The sequence below is a fragment of the Chryseobacterium sp. MEBOG06 genome (assembly GCF_021869765.1).
GTDB lineage: Bacteria > Bacteroidota > Bacteroidia > Flavobacteriales > Weeksellaceae > Chryseobacterium.
The window spans coordinates 3,868,430-3,894,629 of record NZ_CP084580.1 but is presented as its reverse complement, the minus strand read 5'-3'; the positions used below and the strand labels follow the sequence as shown (position 1 = coordinate 3,894,629).

At 35.2% G+C, this 26,200-nt stretch carries 17 protein-coding genes; 15 read left to right on the top strand and 2 right to left on the bottom strand.

What is annotated here, in order from left to right; all coding sequences use genetic code 11:
• Positions 1-40: 40 nt before the first annotated feature.
• Positions 41-2,830, bottom strand: a complete 2,790-nt coding sequence (locus LF887_RS17780; protein WP_236855591.1) for a TonB-dependent receptor domain-containing protein — start codon at positions 2,828-2,830, stop codon at positions 41-43.
• 323 nt (positions 2,831-3,153) lie between these two features.
• On the opposite strand from LF887_RS17780, the gene LF887_RS17775 reads away from it, so the two are divergent.
• The 15 genes from LF887_RS17775 to LF887_RS17705 all read left to right on the top strand — a co-directional run bounded on the left by LF887_RS17775 (position 3,154) and on the right by LF887_RS17705 (position 25,120).
• Positions 3,154-3,828: a response regulator gene (locus tag LF887_RS17775; RefSeq protein ID WP_236855590.1), complete on the top strand. Its 675-nt coding sequence runs from the start codon at positions 3,154-3,156 to the stop codon at positions 3,826-3,828.
• A 48-nt stretch (positions 3,829-3,876) separates the two neighbouring features.
• On the top strand, positions 3,877-4,908 hold the full coding sequence (locus LF887_RS17770) for a sensor histidine kinase (RefSeq protein ID WP_236855589.1): 1,032 nt from the start codon (positions 3,877-3,879) through the stop codon (positions 4,906-4,908).
• A 133-nt stretch (positions 4,909-5,041) separates the two neighbouring features.
• A complete protein-coding gene (locus LF887_RS17765; protein WP_236855588.1) occupies positions 5,042-5,638 on the top strand; it encodes a plasmid pRiA4b ORF-3 family protein in 597 nt (198 codons plus the stop codon).
• Between the two features lie 210 nt (positions 5,639-5,848).
• Positions 5,849-7,198, top strand: coding sequence for an alpha-amylase family glycosyl hydrolase (locus tag LF887_RS17760; protein WP_236855587.1), 1,350 nt, complete (start codon positions 5,849-5,851; stop codon positions 7,196-7,198).
• Positions 7,199-7,331: 133 nt separating this feature from the next.
• Positions 7,332-7,772, top strand: a complete 441-nt coding sequence (locus LF887_RS17755) for a GreA/GreB family elongation factor (RefSeq protein ID WP_236855586.1) — start codon at positions 7,332-7,334, stop codon at positions 7,770-7,772.
• Between the two features lie 18 nt (positions 7,773-7,790).
• Positions 7,791-8,441, top strand: coding sequence for a hypothetical protein (locus LF887_RS17750; protein ID WP_236855585.1), 651 nt, complete (start codon positions 7,791-7,793; stop codon positions 8,439-8,441).
• Between the two features lie 251 nt (positions 8,442-8,692).
• On the top strand, positions 8,693-9,487 hold the full coding sequence (locus tag LF887_RS17745; RefSeq protein WP_236855584.1) for a thymidylate synthase: 795 nt from the start codon (positions 8,693-8,695) through the stop codon (positions 9,485-9,487).
• Between the two features lie 44 nt (positions 9,488-9,531).
• Positions 9,532-10,971 (top strand): hypothetical protein, encoded by a 1,440-nt coding sequence (locus LF887_RS17740; RefSeq protein ID WP_236855583.1) that lies wholly within the window; start codon positions 9,532-9,534, stop codon positions 10,969-10,971.
• Positions 10,972-11,141: 170 nt separating this feature from the next.
• On the top strand, positions 11,142-11,360 hold the full coding sequence (locus LF887_RS17735; RefSeq protein ID WP_236855582.1) for a hypothetical protein: 219 nt from the start codon (positions 11,142-11,144) through the stop codon (positions 11,358-11,360).
• A gap of 25 nt (positions 11,361-11,385) precedes the next feature.
• Positions 11,386-13,896 carry a M1 family metallopeptidase gene (locus tag LF887_RS17730; RefSeq protein ID WP_236855581.1) on the top strand — a complete coding sequence of 837 codons (2,511 nt, stop codon included), beginning with the start codon at positions 11,386-11,388 and terminating at the stop codon, positions 13,894-13,896.
• Between the two features lie 181 nt (positions 13,897-14,077).
• A complete protein-coding gene (locus LF887_RS17725; RefSeq protein WP_236855580.1) occupies positions 14,078-15,403 on the top strand; it encodes a hydroxymethylglutaryl-CoA synthase family protein in 1,326 nt (441 codons plus the stop codon).
• Between the two features lie 410 nt (positions 15,404-15,813).
• The gene (locus tag LF887_RS17720) at positions 15,814-18,687 is read left to right on the top strand and encodes a SusC/RagA family TonB-linked outer membrane protein (protein ID WP_236855579.1); all 2,874 of its coding nucleotides are present in this window, start codon (positions 15,814-15,816) and stop codon (positions 18,685-18,687) included.
• A gap of 18 nt (positions 18,688-18,705) precedes the next feature.
• On the top strand, positions 18,706-20,136 hold the full coding sequence (locus LF887_RS17715; protein WP_236855578.1) for a RagB/SusD family nutrient uptake outer membrane protein: 1,431 nt from the start codon (positions 18,706-18,708) through the stop codon (positions 20,134-20,136).
• Positions 20,137-20,635: 499 nt separating this feature from the next.
• The gene (locus LF887_RS17710) at positions 20,636-23,488 is read left to right on the top strand and encodes a SusC/RagA family TonB-linked outer membrane protein (RefSeq protein ID WP_236855577.1); all 2,853 of its coding nucleotides are present in this window, start codon (positions 20,636-20,638) and stop codon (positions 23,486-23,488) included.
• A 12-nt stretch (positions 23,489-23,500) separates the two neighbouring features.
• The gene (locus tag LF887_RS17705; RefSeq protein WP_236855576.1) at positions 23,501-25,120 is read left to right on the top strand and encodes a RagB/SusD family nutrient uptake outer membrane protein; all 1,620 of its coding nucleotides are present in this window, start codon (positions 23,501-23,503) and stop codon (positions 25,118-25,120) included.
• 75 nt (positions 25,121-25,195) lie between these two features.
• Here the strand turns inward: LF887_RS17705 and LF887_RS17700 are convergent, their stop codons facing one another.
• Positions 25,196-26,122, bottom strand: a complete 927-nt coding sequence (locus LF887_RS17700; RefSeq protein ID WP_236855575.1) for an AraC family transcriptional regulator — start codon at positions 26,120-26,122, stop codon at positions 25,196-25,198.
• Positions 26,123-26,200 lie beyond the last annotated feature (78 nt).

Sequence of the window (26,200 nt, the reverse complement as noted above, 5' to 3'; positions counted from 1 at the left end):
AAGAATTAAATTATTTTTATTAGATTATTTGTTGAGTATATTAAAAACTGTATCCCAGTGTTAAGCTGATATTGGTTCCTGTAAGTCTTTCAATGGCAAGTGCATCGCTTTTGTCATATTTACCATTGTCATTCAGGTCATGATAGAATTTGGCACGACGGTTCAGAATATCTGAAACATTCAGCTTGATCTCTCCTTTTTTGTTCCATATTTTTTTGGCAACCTGAAAATCAAGCAAAGGTCTTGGAGCTTCCCAGATTGGCGGAACCTGATCGTTTCCTACATAAAGAATTCTTCTTCCAATCATGTTGAAAAGTACCGTAGAAGACCATCCGCTTTTCTCAGCATCATACTGAAGGCTTAGGTTGATCGTATAAGGAGACTGTCCCTGCATTGGTCTGTCAATCTTAGTTGCTTCATCCGTTACTCTGTTCTTGATCAAAGCGAAGTTTCCACCCAATGTAAAGTTTTTTAGAGCGCTTGCGAAATCCAGTTTTTTTCTGAATTCGAGTTCTACCCCATATGCATCAGCCTTATCTACGTTAAGATAATTGAAGGTATTACTGGTTCCTACTCCAGATTGGTTGAAGTATAATTCAATTGGTTTTTTAAAGTTTTTATAGAATCCTGCTACGGATATGATTTCCCCGTTTCTTGGATAATATTCCCAACGAAGGTCTACGTTTGTAATTTTTGTTCTTTCAATAGACTTATTACCAATCACAGTAGCTCCCAAATCGAAATCATAATATGCCAAAGGAGAAACCTCTCTGAATTCCGGTCTTACAACAGTTTGTGAACCTGCAAGACGTACATTCATTTTAGGATTTACTTTGAATGTCAGGTTAACCGCAGGTAAAAAGTCAGTCACACGTGTATTTACAAAACGGTCATCGCTTCTTTTTGTACTGCCTACCAACTGGTCAAAATTTTCAACTCTTAATCCCCAGATTGCTCTTAACCATGGTGTGAAATTATTATCAAACTGTAAATATCCGGCATTAAGGATTGTATTGGCAATATATCGGTATTGGTCTCCGGCAATTTCATCAAATGTGAATCTTCCGTCGTTTCCAAAATTACCCGGATTGAAGATGGTTTCAAAAGGTTGAGAAAGTAACCCTTCATTATATCTTTCAAGCCTTACAGAGAAAGGTCTTGAGTTATATATTCTGTCTTTTACCTGGAATAAATATCCTCCTTTGATTGTTTGTTTCTGTCCAAACAGGGTAAATGTTTTGGAAATATCTCCACCCGCATTATATAGATAGTCACTCAAAGTAGAGTAAAAAACACTTCCTGATTTTTGAGAAAGACCATTGGAAATCAATGCCAGATAAGGACTTCCGTCCATATTTGTATACTGATTATACTGTAAACGCTGCAGCAAAGGAATATACTGATCCAGAATTCCGAAACTTCCATACCAGTTTACGTTAAATCCTCCAAGAGCCTCTATTTTGTGAGTACCTGTAAGGGTGGAATTGTAGAACGTTGTCTGTTTAAAACCTATTTCTCTGGCTATAATATTGGTTCCGTTGATCGGATCAAATTCAAAATCCTTTCCAGTTCTGAAAGACATATGATTCACCGTATTATTGGTGATAATATTCTTTAAGGAGATTTTATTATTGTTATTGAGCTTTAAAGAAAGGTTCAACATCCCTCCTAAAATAACATCATTACTGTATTTTTCAGTAAAATAATCAAAGTTGGTGTCTGCAAGCTGATTGTTGATGGTAAAGAAACGGTTGGTAGACTCAGTTCTTCTTTTGTTGTTGCTGTAATTCAAAACAGCAATTACTCCCAAATCTTTTCCAAAAAGTTTGGTATTGAAACCTCCGTCCAGCTGTAAGCTTATATTTTCAGGATATCCAACACTGTTATATCCGAAGTTTTTTGTGTAGCCCTTACCAATTTCTGTTTTCTGAGCTTCAGTCAGAATGCTGAATGCATTTTTCGCAGGCATATTGGTCGGGAGCTTTCTGGTACCGTCATCAATTCCTAAAAAGTCCCACTTTCCGCCTTTCTGCATAAAGAACTCCTGGCCCATTGTAGCCGTGTTTCCTCCTACACCTACCTGTACATTGAAGAAATTTTTATTAGGAATATCCTTAGTATTTACCTGGATCAATCCTCCTGCCCATTCCCCGGTATATTCAGGGATAAAAGTTTTGTTGATGACAAGGGTTTCGATAACGTTGGCAGGAAAAAGGTCAAAAGAGAATGTTTTTCTATCAGGCTCCGTACTGGAAAGCTGGATACCATTTAACATCGCCTGGTTGTAACGGTCAGAAAGACCTCTTACTACGATATATTTTCCGTCAAACAAACTCACTCCCGAAACTCTTTTCAGAACTTCACCTGTGTTTCTGTCCGGGCTTCTTTTAATAGCTTCTACTCCTATAACCTGGGAAACTACTCCGGCATTTTTTTGTAATCCGATAGTAGAGGCTATCGTTTCCTTTCTTGCATTAGATTTTATAACAACTCCCTCAATTTCCTTTTCTTTGGCAGATGGCTTGTCCAACACGATATCAAGGTGCGTGTTACCGTCATTTTTTACAATAACTTCACTGATTTCTTTTCTGTTGTATCCATTGGAGCTTACTGTTACAATATAGGAGGCACCGGGTGATAGATTGATAGAGTAGTAGCCGGAAATGTCAGTCGTTACCTCCTTATCATTTACTTTTACCTTTACTCCTTCTATAGGAGTGTTGTCTTTCTCATCCAATACCCTACCTTCCAAAACCTGACTTTGTGCAAAAGCATAGCCAGCAGAAAACAAGGCAAGTAGCACAATGCTCTTGTGGAGTTGTTTTTTCATTTTACTTCTTTTACTTCTTTTTCAAGGGCAAAATAAGGGCTAAGTTTTTAAGAAAACTTTAGGAGAATCTTAATTAATTGTGAAGTTTATGTTAATAGATAATATCTATTAATAAGCAGTAGAGTTCACTTTTTATGATTGTTTTTTTTGTTTTTATTTTAATTAATCTTTCGTATATTTGTTTTATCTGTATTTTTATATTGATATTTTTATTGATTTTTTAATTTAAAATTGATAAATTGTTTTTTAATAATTAGTTAACATAACATAAATGAGAAGACCGGTGAAAATACCTATTTTTGTGGGAATTCTTAAACTAGAAGATGAGCAAAAAAATTCTTTTAATAGACGATGAACTGGACATTTTAGAGATTCTGTCTTACAATTTAGAAAAAGAAGGTTATGATATCTATACGGCCACCAATGGTAATGAAGGTATAGAAAAAGCAAAGGAAATTATTCCGGACCTTATCCTTCTGGATGTAATGATGCCTGAAAAAGATGGCATTGAGACTTGTCAGGAACTTCGTAAAGTGAAAGAACTTCAAAAAACACTTATTGTTTTCCTTTCTGCAAGAAGCGAAGAATTTTCCCAGTTGGCAGGCTTTCAGGCCGGTGCTAATGATTATGTCGTAAAATTGATCAAACCGAAAATCCTTATTTCCAAAGTCAATGCATTATTACAGCTAACCTCTCAGGTTTCCGAGAATGCTAAACTTATAGAGATAGGTGATCTTGTTATCGATAAAGATAATTTTAGAGTTTCCAAAAGCGGACAGCAATTTCTTTTGCCTAAAAAAGAATTTGATCTGCTTTACCTCTTGGCTTCCAATACTGAAAAAGTTTTCAAAAGAGAAGAAATTCTTGAAAAAGTATGGGGTAATGATGTGATTGTAGGGGAAAGAACCATCGATGTTCACATCAGAAGATTAAGAGAAAAATTAGGAATCAACACCATTCAGACACTAAAAGGTATTGGTTATAAACTAATCGTTTAATCATAAAAAAAATCTAACTTTACGTTCAATCCTTAAAACGTTGTAAAATTGAAATTTTACAGACTTACCCTCGTTGCCTCCTGTCTGCTGACATTGGTGATGCTTTTTTTAGTAATCATTTTTGATTCACTAAAGGATATTTATTACGAAACCCCTTTATTCAAGACGGGTCTCTGGATCTCTGTGGTTCTGATATTTATTATCAACTATGTTGTGCTTGAACTTCTTTTCAATTATTACGGAAAGAAACAGGTACGAGGTCTTTCCGGAATTCTTCCCCAGGAAATGGTTAATGATAATGATGAAAATATTACCATTAAAGAATTGGGTGAAAGATTCTCAGATCTCAATCAGCAAAGAGCAACGGAGATTGATATGATGAAGGAAATGGAAAGCTACCGTAAAGAATATATCGGCAATGTTTCCCATGAACTGAAGACTCCTTTGTTTTCTATCCAGGGGTACGTAGAGACCTTAATGGACGGCGGCGTAGATAATCTTACCATTCGCGATAAGTATCTGGATAGGATTGATAAATCTGTGGAAAGACTTATCGCCATTGTGACAGATCTTGATATGATCAACAGGCTGGAAGCAGGTGAGATCAATCTTAACGTTTCAAAATTTGATGTAAACCTTCTGATTAAAGAGATTTTTGATCTTCTTGATCTTGAAGCCGAAAAACGGAATACTACATTACAGATTCAAACCCTTCATCCACAGATCTTTGTGGAGGCAGATAAACAGAAAATTTCTCAGGTTTTTATTAACCTTATTTCCAATGCGATCCATTATGCCAACAGGCAGGAAGCTAAAGTGATTGTAAAAACAAGCGTCTTAAAAAATAAAGTGCTGATAGAAGTCATAGACAACGGAATGGGAATCAAATCTGAAATACTTCCCAGAATATTTGAAAGATTCTACCGTGTAGAAACCAGCAGAAGCAGGAGAGAAGGCGGTTCCGGATTGGGATTAGCCATTGTAAAACACATTCTTGAAGCTCATAACGAAAACATTACCGTAGAAAGCGTTTACCTTGAAGGAACCAAATTTAGTTTTATGCTTGAAAAAAGTAAATAATTTTGGCAAAATGTAAGAAAAAAAAATATTTTAAAAAATCCTGAAATATTTTTTTGTCACCTTTCATTTATTATATATTTGCAACAGAGATTTATCATAATTATAAAGGCAAAAAGTAATTTAAGAAACTGATATGGTTTACAAAATCCGCGTAATATTAGATGCGAAAGAGGATATTTTCCGTGATATTGAAGTTAAGGGAAAACAAACATTATGGAACTTACATTTAGGAATTAAAAGTGCATTCAGTCTTCAGGGCGATGAACTTTCTACTTTTAATCTGTTAGAAGATGACGGAACAATAGTAAAGAATGTCCCATTGGAAGATATGAGTGATGATGGTGATGGTGAGATTATGTCAGACGTGTACATTGACGAGGCTTTTGCGAATGCAGGAGACAAAGCACAATTCCAGTATGGACTTCTTGATCTGTGGGAGTTTTTCTGTGAGCTTGTAGAAGTAATAGAAGAAACAAAAGGAGTAAACTATCCAATTACGGTATACAGATTTGGAAATGTTCCTCTGAAGGCACCTAGCAAGAACGGAAGTGCAGGAGGGAGCAAAAAGAAATCAGCAATGCCTTTGGCAGAAGAAGAGTTCGGATTTGATGATGATTTTGGATCAGGAGGAAACTTTTCTGATGAAGATGACAGCTATGATGATGAGGAAGAAGAAGACTACAACGACGATGTCTTTGATGATGAGGATGACAATGATGAGGAAAGATAAGATATAGATATAAGAGCCCCGGATTTTTGGTCTGGGGCTTTTTTATGAAGATAAAACGGCTGCGTAGGGAAACCTGCAAGGGTGAACTTGTGAAAACAATACTTTATATTCATGCTTCTGTAAGAAAATTTGCTGATCTGGGCCTTTATAAATTTGCCTTTCAGTCTTTTCATCCACAAAACAATCCTTACTTTTGTTAAAAACGGACTCATGAATAAATTAATTTTATTAAGCATAATTGGTCTGGGAATTGTTTCCTGTACCACTCAAAAAAATACAAGGAAGATGACAGAACTGCCAAAAGAATGGAAACACACTACCAATATCTATGAAGTAAATATCAGACAATATACTCAGGAAGGAACTTTCAAAGCATTTGCAAAAGAAATGCCCCGCCTGAAATCTATGGGGATAAAGACCCTTTGGTTGATGCCTGTCACCCCAATTGCCCAGCAAAATAAAAAAGGAAGTTTAGGAAGTCCTTATGCTGCGGCAGACTATACCTCTATTAATCCGGAATTCGGAACACTGCAGGATTTTAAAGATATGGTAAATGAAGCTCACAGGTTGGGTTTTAAAGTCATTATCGACTGGGTGGCCAATCATACCGGATGGGATCATGTATGGACCAAAACACATCCTGAGTTTTATTTGAAAGATCCGGATGGGAAATTTCATATTGCATCAGGAATGGATGATATTATTGAGCTGGATTATAAAAATCAGGAAATGCGCCAGGCCATGATTGATGCAATGAAATTCTGGGTGCAGGATACTGATATTGACGGTTTCAGATGCGACCTTGCTTCATGGGTGGAGGTTGATTTCTGGCAGCAGGCACGCCCTGAAGTGGAAAAAGTAAAGCCTCTTTTCTGGCTGGGAGAATTTGATGAACTGGAAAGCCCCGAGTATGGAAAAGTTTTTGACGCCAGCTATTCCTGGAAATGGATGCATAAGTCTGCCGATTATTACAAGAAAAATGAACCCCTTCAGGAGCTGAAGGATTTATTGATACAATATTCCAATATGGGTGATGCTTCTATGAGAGCCTGGTTTACATCAAATCATGATGAAAACTCATGGAACGGAACAGAGTATGAAAAATATGGAGTAATCACAAAACCTATGGCCGTATTTTCTGCAACATGGAATGGTGTGCCGTTACTGTATTCCGGTCAGGAACTTCCTAATATGAAAAGGCTGGAGTTTTTCGAGAAAGATGTTATTAAATGGACCAATACCTATCAGGTAGCAGACTTTTATAAAATATTATTAGAGTTAAAAGCCTCCAATCCCGCTTTAAGAGGCGGAGATCCCAATGTTACAACCTATTTTCTGAATACAACAGCCAATGACAAAATTTTGGCGTATGTAAGAAAAAATGGAAAAAATGAAGTGCTGGTTGTCTTAAATATGTCCAAAGAACCTGTGAATTTTTCAATTCAGGATGAGCATTTAGAGGGTGCATTCAGAAATGTTTTTGATAAAACTAAAAGAGATTTCAATAATGGAAAAGATTTTACTTTCAAGGTTTCAGATTATGCTGTATTTGAAAAGTAAAAGTGGATACCATTGAAACATTGCCCGAAATTTTAAAATCTTAACCATTAGTTTTAAACAGTCCTGAATTCCCTTCTTCTTTAGAGGGGATTTCTTCCCGCCGCTAACAATAAAAATAATTCTACTCATAACAATGAACAAACAGGAAATATTAGACCAGATCAACACAAAAATTACCGATAAGATTCAATATTTTGAAAATCTGATTGCTGAAACCAGAGCTTCCAATAATGATACAAAAAGCTCAATGGGTGATAAATATGAAACAGGACGGGAAATGTTGCAGCAGCAAATCAATAACTTACAGAGACAGCTTAATGAAACATTAAACCAACAGGCTGTTTTGCAGAAAATTACCGCTGAACCTTCTGAAAAAGTTCAAAATGGAGCATTGGTTAAAACCAATATGGGAATGTTTTATGTTTCCGCTTCTATGGGAGAATTTATTCTTGACAATCAGAAAATAATGACTGTTTCAGCAGAATCTCCCTTGGTGAAAGCAATGTTTGGCAAGAAAATAGCAGAGACATTTACCGTAAACAATATTGTTCAGAATATTGAAAACATCTGGTAAATAAAACTTAGCTTAATTATGAAATTGAAAAATTTACTTCTCATTGTCTTTTTAATAGGAAGTTTATTCATGAATGCGCAAACCCGAGCCAACATTTCAGGGAGATCATACGATTTGGTATCGGTAAGCCTTAAGGTGGATGGTTTTATAATTACACTTGATTCCCAGGGATTGATCAGTGATTTCCATTCCCCGGATTTGAACGGTTCTGTTGAATATTATGATGATCAGTATTTTGATGAGTATAAATATGGAAAGCTTAAAAGTATAGGCGGCATCAAAGTAGATTATTGGGATGATTTTAACCGTGAGGGAGCCAAATACGGCAAACTTAAAAGTATTGGAAATAGTAAGATAGATTATTGGGACGATTCCATTTTTAATACAGAAAAATTTGGGAAAGTAAAGAAGATCGGAAACCTGGCGGTTGATTACTGGACGAATGATATGATGGATAACAGCAGAATCGGAAAACTTAAATCTATAGGGGATATTTCCATTAATTATGGAACCAAAGATATTATTGATGATAGTAAATTCAAGAAAATTATTAAATTCGGTCCGATAAGCCTTGATTATTGGAATGATAAATTTATTGATAAAAATAAATATGGTCAGTTGAAATCAATCAATGGAAACAGTGAGAAAATAAGTGTTTTTGTACAGTAACTTTCATAAGATTCTCTTAGTAGAAACAGAATAGATACAAAACCAATAAAAAAAAGCAGATTAGACTTACTTTTTCCGTCAGAAAAACATATCGCTGAAACCTGTTTTAAGCAAAATAGTATTCTTTGTGAGTCATACTCTCTAGATGGCAGATATACAAACGTTTAATAAAACAATCAAAAGCATTCATGGAAATGAAGGTTTTTTTTATTACTTTTTTGCTAAATTTGGGGCATTAAATTTATTTCAAAATGCAAAATTACCTGGACCTTTTACAACATATCCTAGACAATGGAACTGATAAGACCGATAGAACAGGTACCGGAACAAGAAGTGTATTCGGGTATCAGCTGCGATATGACCTGTCAAAAGGTTTTCCTTTAGTAACTACTAAAAAGGTGCATTTGAAATCAATTATCTATGAGCTGCTTTGGTTTCTGAAAGGAGATACGAATGTAAAATACCTTAATGATAACGGGGTAAGTATCTGGGACGAATGGGCTAATGAAAATGGCGATCTGGGACCTGTTTACGGGGCACAGTGGAGAAGCTGGAATGGAGCTGACGGTAAAGTGGTGGACCAGATCACAGAAGTCATCGATCAGATCAAAAAAAATCCGGATTCCAGAAGGCTGATTGTATCTGCATGGAATGTAGCAGAAATTCCAAATATGGCATTGGCGCCTTGCCACGCACTATTCCAGTTTTATGTAGCAGATGGGAAACTTTCACTTCAGCTTTATCAGAGAAGTGCAGACGTTTTCCTTGGTGTACCGTTCAATATCGCAAGCTATGCATTGCTGCTAATGATGGTGGCTCAGGTTTGTGATCTGGAAGTAGGAGATTATGTTCACAGCTTTGGGGATGTTCATATTTATAATAATCACTTTGAGCAGGTAAACAGACAGCTGTCAAGAGATCCGAGGCCACTTCCTGCTATGAAACTGAATCCTGAGGTTAAAGATATTTTTGATTTTGATTTTGAAGATTTTACTCTGGAAAATTACGATCCGCATCCGGGAATTAAAGCGCCTGTAGCGATTTAAGCTTCTGTTATTCTGAACCCACTACACCAATTTTAAAAAACAAGATGAAAGAAAAACGGAACAATAATTACCTGATATTTTTGAATATCTTAATCATTGTTTACAATCTGTATATCTTTCTTTCTGTTTTTCAAAAGAAGGCAATTCTCACAGATGATTTAGCCAGTATCTATCAATCAGAATTTATTTCGGGTTCTTATTTCAGTTATATCTTCTCTTTTCTGGATTCTACCACAATGGCTGCGAGGCCGGTATCAGGATTGGTAATGGGAACATTATCCTTTTTGTCACATAATAATGAATCTGTATATTTTATCGGGCTTCTATTTTTTCCACTTTCATTAATGGTGATATACTGGGTGGCTCAGAAAATGCTGTCAAAAGAACTTGCCCTTCTTATTACTTTGCTGTATTCCTGCTCTTTAATAGGTACCAGTATCCAGTTTTCAAGTATTATGCTCAATTCAAATCTGGCAACCATCTTTTTTGTATTAAGCATCTACTATATATATGTACGAAAAAATGTTGTAGTAAGTTCATTATTTTTTATAGCATCAGTACTGAGCTATGAGATTTTTTTACCTTTAATTCTTCTTCATCTCTTTCTGATCAAAGGCAATAAAAAAAGGATTTTATTTGCAGCTCTTACATTAGGTATAATCGTAATTTTCAGAAAAATTATTCAGCCTAATGTATTTGTCAATTCTTATCAAAGAGATGAAGTAAGTAGAATATTTGAACTGAAAAGAGTAATGCAGGTGGTTGTTTTTTCTTTGAAGCTTTTTTTTAAAGACCTTTTTGCCGGTATTTACAGAGGGCTTCTGAACATAAGACAAATGAATGTTTTAGATGTAATATTGTCAGCAATCATTCCTTGGATTGTCTTTAAATTGTTCAGTGATTATGATTTTAAAAATAAATTACAGGATTATAAAAAACTGAGTATTCTTTCTTTGGTTTCCATACTGTTTGGACTAAGCATTTTTCTTTTCTCATCTTATATCCCGACACTCTTTGGATTTAATAACCGAAACCTTGGAGCAATAAGGCTTTTCTATACCCTGTTTATTATTTCAGGAGTTATTTTCTTGTCTGTTAAATTAAAAATGCACAATAAAACGATCAGCATTTTTCTTGCTGGTCTTGCTTTTGTTTTTATAATCACTAATATCAGTGTAAAAAACTCATGGATTTACGCAAGCAGGTTTAATAACAAGCTATTTGGAACATTGAAAACAGCTCTAAAAGATAATCATATTGAGAACGGAGAGATCTGCCTTGAATATGATGTATTTAACGAGCTTAAGAATAATCCTAAACTTACCCTCAGAGAACCTCTTTTCTATGACGACTGGGAAGGGCCTATGCTTTGTAAAATGAATGGTATTAACCCTCAGAGAATTCATGTTTATAATATGGTTCGCAAAGCAGACTGTGAGTTTAAATTTCTTTATAAAAACGGCAGAATGATCCGTATCAAATAACCGGTTATTCAAATTATTCTGACATAAAAGTCCCAAACAGGCTTTCCTTTAGCAATTGTTTCTGAAATAAGTTTTAAATTTGAAAGGAGAACAGCCTTGATTTTTGTTTCCTGAAAAGGAAGTGTGATAATAGGGGATGAAAAAATCAAATACTTATCAAAGAATATATTATGAAATATTTAAAAATAAATATTGAAGACCGTGCAGATATCGAAGTCTTAAAAAATGCCATCCTTCAGCTAAAAGGAGTTGCTTCTGCAGAAATTATTGATGATGAAAATCCGGAAAGCGAACTCAAGAAAGCTTTTGCCAAAACTAAGGAGCAGCTTAAAACGGGTGACTATGAGACTTTAGTCAATGACATTTTTGAGATAATAATTAAGAAATAATTCTAAAAAATAATAAAGTAAACAGATGAAAAAGGCCATTTTATCAATTGCTATACTGGGAATCCTTTTTTCCGCAAACGTATCAGCTCAAACCGAGACTTCAGGCAGAGAAAAAGTGTACAGAGCTACTCATACCAAAGTAACGGAACTTAAACATACCAAGCTGAAAGTAAATTTCGATTATCAGAAAGAGCAGATGAATGGGGAAGAATGGCTGACCGCTTCACCTTATTTCTATCCTGTGAATGAGCTTACACTAGATGCAAAGGGAATGCTGATCCATGAGGTAGCGCTTGATAACAATGGGAAAAAATCTCCTTTAAAGTATGAATACAAAGACGATGTTCTGAAAATTACTCTTGATAAAACTTACCAGAAAAATCAGGATTACACTGTTTACATCAAGTATACTTCCCGTCCTAATGAAGTGAAGCAGGAAGGAAGTATGGCCATCAATGATGCAAAAGGACTTTATTTTATTAATGCACAGGGAACAGACCCGGATCTTCCGACTCAGATCTGGACACAGGGGGAAACGGAATCTTCCTCAGCATGGTTTCCTACTATTGATAAACCCAATCAAAAGTCAACTCAGGAAATTTATATGACCGTTCCCGATAAGTATGTTACCCTTTCAAACGGTGTTTTAAAAGACTCACAGAAAGAATCCAATAATCTTAGAACTGATCATTGGGTGATGGATAAAAGGCATTCTACTTATCTTTTCTTTATGGGAGTGGGTGAATATGCTATTGTAAAAGACAAGTGGAAAAATATTCCCGTTGACTATTATATAGAGAAAGAATATGAGCCTTATGCAAAACAGATCTACGGGAATACTCCGGAAATGATCGATTTTTTCTCTAAAAAAATGAATTATGATTATCCGTGGGCAAAATATGCACAGATTTCCGGCAGGAATTATGTGAGTGGAGCAATGGAAAACACCACGGCAACACTTCATGGAAGTGATATCCTTCAAAAACCGGGACAGCTTATTGATGAAAATAAATGGGAAGATACCATTGCTCATGAACTCTTCCACCATTGGTTTGGAGACCTTGTGACCGCAGAAAGCTGGAGCAATCTTACGGTAAATGAATCTTTTGCCAACTATTCCGAATACCTTTGGAATGAATATAAATATGGAAAAGATCAGGCAGATTATCATCTGATGAGTGATGTGAATATGTATCTTCATAATCCGGGTGATTTTAATAAAAACTTAGTAAGATTCAACTATGCATCCCGTGAAGATGTTTTTGACCTGGTAACTTATCAGAAAGGGGGAGGAATTCTCAATATGCTGAGAAACTATCTTGGAGATGATGCCTTTTTTGCCGGAATGAATGATTATCTGAGAACAAATGAATATCAGAATGCAGAAGCACATCAGCTGAGATTATCCTTTGAAAAAGTTTCAGGAAAAGACCTGAACTGGTTCTTTAATCAATGGTATTTTGGAAGCGGAAACCCGAAAATAAACTATACATCTACGTTTGAACCGGTGAAAAAACAGGTTGCAGTAACCGTTACCCAAACGCAGGACCAGCCATTTGAATTTCCTCTGGCCATTGATGTTTATGATAACGGAAAACCAAAGAGATACCATGTTTGGGTAAATGCTGAAGCAAAGAATACATTCAATTTTGATGTTTCAAAAACTCCGGATTTATTGAATATTAATGCAGACGGAGTTTTATTAGCCGAAATTACCGATACTAAAACTCCTGAGCAGAATCTGATGCAGTTTACCAATTCTAAGGAATTCAAAAGCAGATATCAGGCCTTAACAGGAATAAAAGATCAGACCGGGAAAAGCCCTGCAGTAGTAAAACTGTTAGCTGCTGCATTGAAAGATCCGTTTTTCAGAGTAAGAATAAAAGCTTTGGAATTAATAGACCTTACCAATCCTGAACAGATGAAGGCTTTGGGGGCAGAGGTTGAGAAAATAGCGGTTAATGACCCGAAAACCTTAACTCAGGCTGCGGCAATTGCTTCTTTGGCAAAAACAAAAGACAAGAAATATTTTCCGATTTTTGAAAAAGGAGTGAATGCAGTTTCTAACGCTGTTAAAGCCAATTCTTTGAGTGCTCTTCTTACGATTGACCCGTCAAAAGCAAGTACACTGGCTGATAAGATAGATTTAGATGGAGCTTCAGATGAACTGCGCGGACAAATGCTTCCGATTATTGTGAAGAATAAAGTAACCTCCCAGATGACGAATATTACTCCACTAGCAGCTTTTTATCCGTTTATTAAATTCCAGAATCCGGAATTGGGAAAAGCAGCAGAAGAAGGTTTCAACTGGATTATGAGCTCAGACAATTTGAAGGCGACAGAAAGTATTACGAAAATAGCGGGTTATGCAAAAAATCAGATGGCAGACAATCCACAGGCTAAAATGATGATGGCTCAAATACTAAAAGACGGTTTAAGTAAAAAAATGGAACTGCTGAGACAGAATCCTCAGAATGCAGCAAGTATCAACAAGCAGATTGATGTATTGAATAAAGCCATTGAAAACTATAAATAGAATCGAAATTTTTGGCAATCAGAAATGATTGAAGATAAGTGAAAATTAAAGCCGGCAGATTTTGCCGGCTTTATTTATATCTCTGAGGTACACTTATTTTTAATAATATTACAAAAATCAGCATTTTTTACCACTGCTTTTTACATTATCTTTCATAAATTCGTTTAAAATTTAGAAAATTATGAGTTTTGGAATTGAGGCGGCAAGCTATTATGTGCCTTCTTTGTATTTGGAGATTAAGGATTTAGCTGAAAAAAGAGGAATAGAGCCGGCGAAGCTGGAGAAAGGATTGGGACTACATAAAATGGGACTTTCGGACGTTCATGAAGATGCAGCTACATTCGCAGCAGAAGCATTGCTGAAACTTATAAAAGACTATACTGTCAGTCCAAAAGAAATAGCAAGAGTATATCTGGGAACAGAAAGTGCTGTGGATGCAGCAAAACCTACAGCTTCCTATGCGGTACAGATGGTGGAAAAGGTGCTGGAAGAAGAATTTGGAGAAAGAAGTTTTAAAAACTGTGATATTCTGGATATGACTTTTGCTTGTGTAGGAGGGGTAGATGCATTGCATAATGCCTTGGATTTTGTAAGGGTCAATCCTGATAAAAAAGCAGTCGTAATTGCCAGTGATTATGCAAAATATGAATTAGCTTCTTCAGGTGAATATACACAGGGAGGAGGAGCTGTTGCTATTCTGATCTCTTCAAAACCTGATCTTCTTGAAATAGAAAATAACTGGGGAGTGGCTTCGGAAAGTGTTTTTGATTTTTTCAAACCCAGAAGAACGCACAAAAAAGAAGAATTGAAAGGAGCTCCTGAGACTTATCCTGAAAAAATAGAAATCTTTACAGACGAGCCTGTTTTCGACGGACAATATTCCAACCAATGTTATCAGGACAGAATCCGGGAAGCCTATCATCATTATAAAGAAATCTCAGGAAAGGAGAAACCTTATGAAAGCTGGAAATACATTATCTTTCATCTTCCATATGCCTTTCATGGAAAAAGAGTATTTACAGAGATTTACAGTATTGAAAAAGGACTTCCTTATGAGACCCCTGAAGACCAGAAAGCCGTTGCAAAATCAGAAGATTATATAAAACTGATCAGCGATAAAATAGAAAAGACCCAAAGAGCTTCTTCTGAGATAGGAAATATGTATACAGCATCTATTTTTATGGCCCTTCTTTCTGCTTTACAGACCTCTTTTAACGAAAATGAGGAACTTCATGGGAAAGAAATAGGGTTCGTGGGATATGGAAGTGGTTCAAAATCAAAAGTTTTTGCAGGAAAGGTCTCTGAAAACTGGAAAAAAGTGGTTGAAAAATGGAATTTATTTGAAAGTTTAAATAATAGAATCCCTGTTGACTTTGAAACTTATGAAAAACTTCATAGAAAACAGCTTGAGCGATCCGTTAATGAAAAGTACAGGGGTTTTGGTCTTCATTCTGTAGAAGCTGATAACCCTGTTAGGATTGGAGCCAGGTATTACAGGCATCAATAGTGATATTATTTATTCTAAAAATAGTAAAAAGCATCTCAATTGTTGGGGTGCTTTGTTTTTTTGTGATTTTATTGGGTATTTTATACTTTTTTATCGTGTTTTTTATCGGATTTATATTTTTTGTTTTTTATATTATTTACTCAAAGCCAATTATTGATGTAATTTTTTAATGAATTTCTTACAATTAGCATAGGGTGGTAAAATATTTACGACTTATTAAAATTTTGTTAATGATCAGTTGTGTTTTAATATTTTTTTGTTTTGAAACTTTCTGACTATTTGTTTTGTGTTAATAGTGATTAATTCGATATTTTTTTCTCTTTACTCCCTTTTTTATTAGTGATTTATTACTTGAATCTGTGTTTTCTAATTAACATATTTGTCTTTAAAATATCTTAAAATTTGTTAATATGAATGTAAAACTAGGTGTATTAAGTGCCGGAGTACTGTTTTTTCTCGGACAGTCCTCCTTTGCTCAAAAGATAAGGAAAGATACTATTCCTAAAGAAAATAAGATTGATGAAGTTGTTATTACAGGTTCTTACGGGATTAAAATGACACCTGAACAATCTTCAGGAGCTTCGGTTAAAGTGTCAGGGAATATTTTGGATAAGCCCTCTGCTGTATCTATTGATAATATTTTACAAGGAACTGTTGCAGGGTTAATGTCGAGTGCTAGTTCAGGGCAACCAGGAGCATCAACTATTACATTAATTAGAGGAATATCATCACTTACTTCAGGTAATGATCCTCTATATATTATTGATGGTGTACCGATTCAATCTGGTGATATTTCGGGAGCTTTAGCAACTCAAAATGCTTTATCATTGATAAATCCCGCAGATATCGAGGATGTACAGGTTTTAAAAGATGGAGTTGCCACAGCAATTTATGGATCAAGAGGAGCAAACGGAGTAATTGTAATAACTACAAAATCGGGAAAAAAAGGTAAGTCTAATTTGCAGTTTGTCAGTGAAATAGGAACATCAAATATTGCTTTTGATAAATTAAAAATGTTAAATGCGCGGGAGCAAGTTAATTATTTAGGACAAGCTTTATACAATAAGTATCCCAATACAGATCCTGTAAATGGGTTTGCAGACCTTCAAGAGGCTAATGATTATGCAAGAAGTGAGATACTAAAATGGGATGGTGTTACTGATACTAACTGGAGAAAACTAACCAGAAGAAATTCTCCGATAATGAATAGATACAACTTAAGCTATTCAGGAGGTTTTAAGGATCTTGCTTTATACGCATCATTAGGGTATCTTAAACAGGAGGGACTATCATATGATGCTGTTTTTGATAGATATACAGGAACGATTAAAGCAAATTGGAAGGCTACTGAAAAATTAAATGTCACTTTTTCAACGAATCTGTCAAGAACTATACAGGCAGGCCCATCAGACGCGTCTTCCTATGCTAACCCCATTTTTTCAGGAACGATTCTTTCACCTACCCAGAATCCTTATCTGAGCGATGGAAATTATAATTTGAATTTGGTATATCTGAATCCTCAGTTTAATCCACTGGCATTAACAGGAACTAACCAGACGAAAGGAACCTTTGATAAAGTACTTACGTCATTAAATATTGATTATAAAATTTTACCTTATTTGACTTTCAATTCGAACTTTGGTATTGATAATACTTCGGGAAACGAATTTACTTATTGGAATCCCGACTTTGGTGATGGGTATGAACCTTCTAACACAAATGGTAATGGATATTATTTCAAGAGTATAAGAAATTTTTTCACTTGGAACTGGTATAACTTCCTGAATTTTAATAAAACGTTTGCAGATGTCCATGCTATTTCAGCTTCTATTGGTATGGAATCAACTAAGAGAAGTCTAGAATATAATACATTCACAAAAAGAGGATTTCCATCAGGTACAAGAATTAAATATGCAGATGCGGCTGCCAATGTTACAGATGCAACAGGAAGAACCGACACCTGGACTCTTGTTGGATATATTGCAAGAGCATCATATACATATAATAAGTTTGCAACGATTACAGGATCAGCCAGAAGAGATACTTATTCAGGATACACAAAAGCGGGAAGCTTCTTTGGTATAGGTGCTAGTGTTGATTTAGGAAAGCTGAATTTCTTACCATCCTATATCAATTCACTAAAGTTCAGGGCAAGTTATGGAGAGAATGGGAACCAAGCAGCATCTCCCTATGATAAATATCCACAATACACGTTGGCAGGAAACTATCTTCAAACCAATGCTGGATATATTTTAACTCCTGGAGCTCCTGACGGATTACTATGGGAAAAATCTAAGAAAAGAAATATCGGATTAGACTTTTCATTAGGAACAACAGGAAGTTTTTATGGTACATTTGATATTTATTCTAATACAAATCCTGATCAAGTCTATAATGTCCCAATTTCTCCTTCTACAGGGTTTAGTTCTATTATTAAAAATCAGGCTGAAGTAAAATCCAACGGTTTTGAGGCATTATTAGGATATAGGAAAAGTACAGAATCATTTACTTGGGATATTAAAGCTAATTATTCTTATAACGATTCTAAAGTTACCTATATAAAAGGAGATCCAACTCCTACTGTTATTAATGGATTAAAAGCTTTTTTTCCAGGGCACAATCCTTCTGAATATTATACAAGGTTATGGGCAGGTGTTGATCCTTTAAATGGAGATCCATTATGGTATACTGACGAAACAAAGAGTGTTACTACTAATGATATAAATAAAGCAAAATTATCTTTTACAGGAAAAAAAGCGCTACCAACTCATATTGCTAGTTTGATTAACGAATTTAATTATAAAGGAATCAAACTTTCATTTATGATAAATTATCAGGGAGATTATTCTGTGTGGGATAGATGGGGGTTTGTGTACGAGTCAGACGGAGCATTTCCAACATTGAATACAAGTACGGTGGCGTTGTATGATTCATGGACGCCATCTAATCCAAACGCTTCTTTGCCTAAACAGGTTTTCAACGGTAATAAGTCTTCAAATAGTAATTCTACAAGATACTTATATAAGGGGGATAATATTAGATTAAGAAATGTTGAAATAGGCTATACATTCAAAGGTTCTATGCTTAATATGCCTAACATTAAAGGTATTTACACTTATGTAAGAGGAATTAATTTATATACTTATGCATTTGACAAAAGATTACGGTTCGATCCTGAGGCAAACTCAAATGCGTTTAAGTATACAGTGTCTAACTTAGGTGTTTTTGATATGACACAACCTAATATGAGGCAGTTTATTTTTGGTATTCAGGTTGATTTCTAATTATTTAAATTCTAAAAAATGAAAAAAATTAAAGTTTTATTAATATTATTAGCTGGGTTTGTTATAAGTTCTTGTAAAAATGAATTTTCTGAAGAACTGCCACCTGTAACACTTCCTTTAGATAAAGCTATTACGAATGAAAAAGTCTTAAATACTGCTGTAAATGGTCTTTATGGTCTCTACCAGACAAGTGGCGGTGATGGAACACTAAATTCTTATGGTGCGTTGCTCCCTACATTAGAGGAACTGCTTGGAGATAATGCTTTTGTGGCATTGGTAAATTCAAATAGATTTTCTACCACCAGAGACCCTAACCTTACATTTTACACTCAAAATAATAATGATATATCGACTTTGTGGAATACGCTGTATGTTATTATAGCAAATGCTAATTTCGTTCTTAGTTATGAAGGAAAAATAACTGATGATCCAAATACTCCTGGAACCCCACAAAACTTATTTGGTCAGGCTTATACTATAAGAGCGATGGCATATTCTACATTAGTATCATTATTCAGCGACAATTTTAATGGTTCAAATGCTGATATTGGAGTTCCCTTACCTCTAGAGTTTAAGCCTGCGACAAATTTACCCAGATCTAGTGTTAAAAATGTTTATGATCAGATATTTTCTGATTTAACAAATGCAAGTTCCAGAATAGGTAATAAAAATGGTAATAAGAAACTTAATGGAGTAGCAGTAGATATGTTGTTTTCGAGATATTATTTGGCAACTAAAAACTATGTAAAGGCTGATGAATATGCGCAGAAAGTCCTTGATAATTCAGACTACGTTTTGTTATCATCTTCAGATATTGCAGACTATTTTTCTGTAGCAGGAGAGACAAATAAAGAAACCATTTTTCAGGTAGATTATAATCCGCTTGATTTACCTGGGTCTAATGATGCTATTACCGCAACCTGGTCTTCTACAGGAAGATATAAGCAAAACTTTGCTACCCAGACATTCTTTAGTAAGCTAGGAGTTAACGATGTCAGAAGGGGAACATGGTATAGAGATACAGGTTATGTTTTAACTTTGAGTGATAATCCTAAACCTATTGATGTAATGAAATATACTACAATAGACAGGGATGTTGTTGTAATCAGAAAGACAGAAGCTGTTTTTAATCAATTAGAGGCTTTATACTATACTAATGCAAGTGATGCTTTATTAAAACTGAATACATGGGTTAAGATAAATAGAAACCCTGACTATGTTTATGAAGGAATAGGAATAGATTTATTAAAAGAAATTTTAATGCAGAAAGATCTTGAAATGTTTTTAGAAGGCTTTAGGTACAGTGATTTAAAAAGGAATGGAATCAATTTCAAAAACTCTCAAACTCAAGTTGAACTTACTACCTCCAAAGTTCAGTTTAAATCTTTTCCAGTACCACAATCCGAATTGAATACTAATAACTTGCTTTCTCAATATCCAGGATATTAAAGGTTAGCTTAAAATCAGTTAAAAGTAATTTTCTATTTCGGACTGATTTGTACTAAACTTTTGATATATTATTAACAAATTTTTAATTTTTAGCTTTAGGAAGGTTATCTTTTAAGATAGTCTTCCTGTTTTTTATAAGATCATTTTTAATATAATTACAATACAAATTCCCTTTATTATACACCATTTTACTGAAAAACGGATGCTGCTTTGTTTTATATTTTTCATCCATTATCATATTTTATGTTTATTTTTTTTACTATATATTGTGTAATGGTTGATTTTAATTTTAATTTTAATATTTATTAAAATTCTCATAATATTTGAAATGGTTTATTTTTCGCTAAAATTTCAAATACAATTAAAAAAAATCTTTATCGTTTTGGGGGTATTACTTAGGATATTCCTTTTCTGACAGCGGTTTTTCACCTTTTAACAAATTGATGTTGTTAATATTTATTAACATATTTGTCACTTCAATATATTAAAATTTGTTAATATGAATGTGAAACTGCGTGTTTTAACAGCTGGTGTCTTGTTTTTTACAGGACAGGCTGTATTTGCTCAAGAAAAAGACTCTAAGAACGGTAAGGACAAGGAGACTAAAATTGAGGAAGTAGTTGTTTTAGGGTATAGTAAAACAGCTACAAAAGCTAAGACTACAACATCTTCGGTAACAGTAGGTTCTGAAACCTTAGAAAACAGACCGAATATTTCGGTACTAAACTCAATTCAGGGTACGGCACCGGGTATTGTAGTTAACTCTGCCTCAGGTTCTCCGGGGTCAGGAAAGTTTAATATCCTAATTAGAGGAACAAGTTCTCTTAATGGATCTACAGATCCTCTATATGTAATAGATGGGGTAATTACTTCAGGATCTCAATTCAGAAACCTGAACTCCTATGATATTGATACGTTCAGTATTTTGAAAGATGCTCAGGCTACGGCAATCTATGGTAACAGAGCGGCGAATGGAGTTGTGGTAATTACAACAAAAGGAGGGAAGTTTAATTCAGGATTAAAGGTTTCTTATGATGCATTAACGTCCTTCAGTAAGCTTCCTGGAAATGATTACAATGCAGCAAGTGGCCAGCAATTATTACAGATTCAAAAGAATTTGAAAACAGGATTTGGCGGTAGTTTATCACAAGACCAGATTAATAACTGGGGCACCAATACAGACTGGAATAAACAGTTTACCCGTATCGGTATCTCTCAGCAGCATAACTTATCAATCTCCGGAGGTGGAGAAAATGTCAACAACTTCCTATCTTTAGGATATTTAGACAGTGAGGGTACTGTAAAATCTACAGATTTCAAAAGATTTACACTAAGAAATAACCTTAATGGTAAGTCTAAAGACGGAAAATTAACTTTCGGTGCTATCATCGGTCTGGGATATTCCAAAAGAAATCAATTAGATGACGAAACGAACACAGGAATTTCCAATAATACTCTTCAGAATCCATTATTCGGAGGAATACTGTCAAGACCATACATAGGCCCATCGCCTTATGCAAACGGAAGAGAGCTTTTCAATGCTATCGGAACAGATGCAACCAATAATAGACAATGGATTCTTCAGGATAACATCAATGGTGGAATCAGAAACAGATTTACAGAATTAAGTATTTCTGCCAATGCCAATGTAAATTATAAAATTACTGATTACTTAAGTGTTGGAAACAGAACAGGTATTGAATACAAGCAGTATAACAGAACCTTTGCAAGATCCCCGCTAGGCTACCTTTCTATTAGCGTTGCCAATAGTGACGGATCCACTTATGGAGGAAGTGAAGACTTCACCACAACAGATGATTTGACATTCAACACGATTACGAACATTACGTTCAATAAGTCTTTTGGAGATCATACAATTAGTGCATCCGCGTACATGGATTATATCAAAGCCCATGTAAGTTCAACGTTTCAAAGACAAAATGGTCTGAACCCATTACAATGGGAATTTGGAGCAGGAACAGGTTATATTCCTTTTAACCCGGATACTCCCAACTATTACAGACCTTCAGTAAGTGCTTCTAAAGTAACAGCCGGAACTCTTGCTTATTTTGGGACACTAGACTATGACTACAAAGATAAATATGGAGTAAGTGGGGTAGTAAGAAGAGACGGTTCTTATCGTTTCCTTCCTACTAACAGATGGGAAACTTTCTGGTCTGTGGCAGCAAGATGGAATATTGACAAAGAAGATTTCATGGCTAATTCAGGATTCAGATTACTTAAGCTAAGAGCTTCAATTGGTACTACAGGTAACCAGAACTTAGGAATTGCTACTGATAATTCTAATCCATTAGCTCTACTTCCAAATAATTTCCTTGATCTTTATTCTGGTATATCAGGATATCAGAATATGCTAGGATACAACTTTACTAACTTATCAAACCCTTACCTAAAGTGGGAACAGGTAAAGCAGAGTAACATCGGGTTAGATTTTAACTACAAAGGCTTGATTGAAGGTAGTGTTGATTACTATCAGAAGAGAACAACAAGAATGTTCAACGATCTTCAGAAGTCATCTGTTACAGGTTACTATTCAATCAGAGGAAATGACGGGATTCTTGATAACAAAGGTATTGAAGGGTTGATCAGATATAATGCGATCAAAACTGCAAATACAAAATTATCAATCTTCGCTAACGCAGCTTATAACTCCAACAAAATCGTATCAATGGGCAGTGAAAACCTGGCTGGTGATGTCGTAAATGCAATTGGAGGGCCGGCTGGTCAGTATCAGTTATACCCATATTTAGGAGTAAATCCTAACAATGGAAACCTACAGTTCCTTGATAAAAACGGAAACGTAACTGAAGCTCCTACATCTTCTGACAGAAGATTGACTGGAAAATCACGTTATGCCAAATTTACAGGAGGTTTTGGATTTAACTTCCAGCATAAAGGTTGGTTCCTTGACACGCTATTCTCTTATCAGCAGGGAGGATGGATTTATGATAACCTAAACTCTTGGTTAATGGATCCGAATGCAGCAGCTACCAGAAACCTTTCTGCAGATCTGTTGAATGCATGGACGCCTCAGAATACAAATACTGATGTACCTGCATTAGGAGCAAGAAACTTAAGCTTAGGTTCTTCAGACAGATTCTTACGCAGATCAGACTTTATCAGACTTAAGAATGTTTCCGTAGGATATAACTTTAGCAAAGAACAGCTGGGTAAGCTGCCTGTAAAAGGAATTAAAGTATTTGTTCAGGCAGAAAACCTTTATACATGGACAAAATGGAAAGGATTTGATCCGGAACCAATTACTTCGTATTCACTAAATGTCTATCCTAACCCAAAAACCGTATCGGTAGGTTTAAATGTTGATTTTTAATAGAGAAGAATTATGAAAAGAATAATAAATACAGTTTTAATTGTAGTAACTTTATCATCTGCAGCATTTACTTTGAACAGCTGTCAGGATGCACTTGATATTAAACAGGCGGGAGAGTTACAGGAGAAGGATTTGTATACAAGTGTTGCCAATTTAGGAGAAGTTCTGAATGGATCTGTGTATGCTCAGCTTGATCCGATGGATGAGATTTATTTTACAGCCGTATTTACAGACGAAGTAAAACCTGGTTCTGCAAGTGGTGGACAGGAATATTCTCTACACAGATTTTTCCTTGATCCTGCTAGTCCTGTTGTAACAGGAGGTACTGTAGGAACAGCTTCCAGTGACGGGATCTGGTTAAATAATTACAAAGTTATTAACAGAGTTAACAGACTATTGGAAGGTGCACAGAAAATTACCCCTGCTACTGATAAAGAGAAGGATCAATATAATAAGATCCTGGCGCAGGCCAGAGCTATAAGAGCATATTGCTATGTACAGTTAGAGGCTTATTTTTCAAGTGATATGAAAAATCCTAATGCTTTAGGAGTAATTCTTCTGAAAGATGTTCCTTCTACAGATGCACAATTGCCAAGAGCTAAAAATCAGGATATCTATGATTTTATTAATGCTGACTTAGATTATGCAAGAGGAATATTAACGTATTCTGCTGCTGGTGACCAAGGAGCAAGATATTTTGCTGATAAAGGATTTGTAAACTCTGTAACAGCTCGTTTTAATCTGTATAGAGGAAATATGCCTTTAGCAAAACAATATGCAAACGAAGTAATTACAGGATCAAAATTAAGTCTGACTATCGCTAATCCTGCGGTAACTGCAACTGCTCCTGTTATTGATGCAAGTTCTGCTACAACTACCTGGGCTAAAGAGTTTTACAATGTTGCTACTTCTTTCAACCCATATAGAAACCTTTGGAATGATTCTGCAAAAGGCGAGATTATATTCTCTCTGAACAGACTCCCGTTAGGAGCAGGAGGAAGTATCGGCTCAAAATGGAATACCAACCAGTCTCAGCTAAGTGGTTCACCAATGTGGTTCTGGGGAAGAAATTTATATAATATATTCAACAATACGCCTGGGGATATCAGAAGATATGCTTATGTAGATCCTAGCTCAAAGGCAAATAATAACTATGCTACTGCGGTAGACGGAAATACAAGAAATGATGGGTTGGTAATTGATAAATATCCTGGTAAAACGGGTATCGCTACCAGAAATGATGTGAAAGTTTTCAGATTATCAGAAATGTATTTCATAGCGGCTGAAGCTGAAGTGGCAGCAGGAAACCTTTCAACGGCTCATGACCTGATTCAGAAAGTAAGAGAAGCTAGAAACTTCCAGAATGCTGCAGTAACGCCTGCTTATTCTAGTACTCAGGTAGCCTACGCAGATATTTTGAAAGAGCGTAGAGTTGAATTAGCACTTGAAGGACACCGTTATGTTGACTTGAAGAGACTTGCAGTAGCTGCAAATGTGGCTATGGACAGAAACGCTACAGATGACGTCGTTGCAGTAGAAAATCTTCCAAACGGGGACTATAGATATACTTTACCTATTCCTATTAAAGAAGTTTCGGCAAACCCGAATGTTAAACAAAATGACGGATACTAATCCTTGTTATTTTAATTAAAATACCCCTGAAGTTTTACTTCAGGGGATTTTTTTATCAATAGAATGGCTGATCACTTATTCAGAATATACGATAGCATTCTGATAGCTTTTGGGAGTAACCCCTACCAGCTGTTTGAATACACGTGTAAAATAATTGGTATCCGAAAATCCGGTTTGGTAAGCCGTTTCCTTGATACTGTTTTGACCCGCCAGTAATTCTTTAGCCCTGTTAATTCTTTCCTGTAGAATAAAATCATTCGGAGAAGTTCCGAACTCATCTTTAAACATTTTAAAGAAATTAGACTTGCTCACATAAGCAAGCTTTGCAATACTCTCAATAGAAAGTTTCTGATGTAGATTTCTTTTGATATAATCCACTACAAAACCTATTTTGGATCTGTTTTTTACAATATTTTTCTCTACCATACTCCTTGCCTGTGTTTGCATCAGTCTGATCAGGAGTTCCTTTAAGGCAAAATCGGCCATGATATCCTTCTGAGAATTGTCATCCATAGCAATTCTCATAATATTGTTGGTGGCAGAAGCTAAGGCTTTATTATTAAAAAGAAAGTATTCTTCCAGTTGGATATTCCATTGTGAATCTTCATCTGCTTTAGGAAGATGGTAGTTTAAATAATTGAGTGAATCCTCTATAAAATCAGGATTTAAACTTAAAGAAATACATTGTGTAGGGGTTTCATCAGCTTCAGGAAAATCGATCACCATCGTTTCCCCGGGAGCAACCAAAATACTTTCGCCCGGAAAATAATCAAAATAGGTTGTCTTTTTATCCAGTTTCATGTGTTTTTTACCCTGGAGCATAGCAGTAAATGCTATATTTTCAAAATGAAGCTTTACCCCAAAAGCAGCTTTATGTGTCTCATAAATACTGAACTCACAATTATTTAGATTGAATTTGGTCTGGTTCTCAACAAGACTCAATAGTTGGTTTTCTTTCCTTAATTCAGGAGTATTCAATAAAATAGGACTATTGTTATTCATTTCTAAATATTTTTAAGAAGCAGGTAACTCAAATATAGAAAATTTGACGGTATATTGTTGTTAAGAAAATTATAAAAT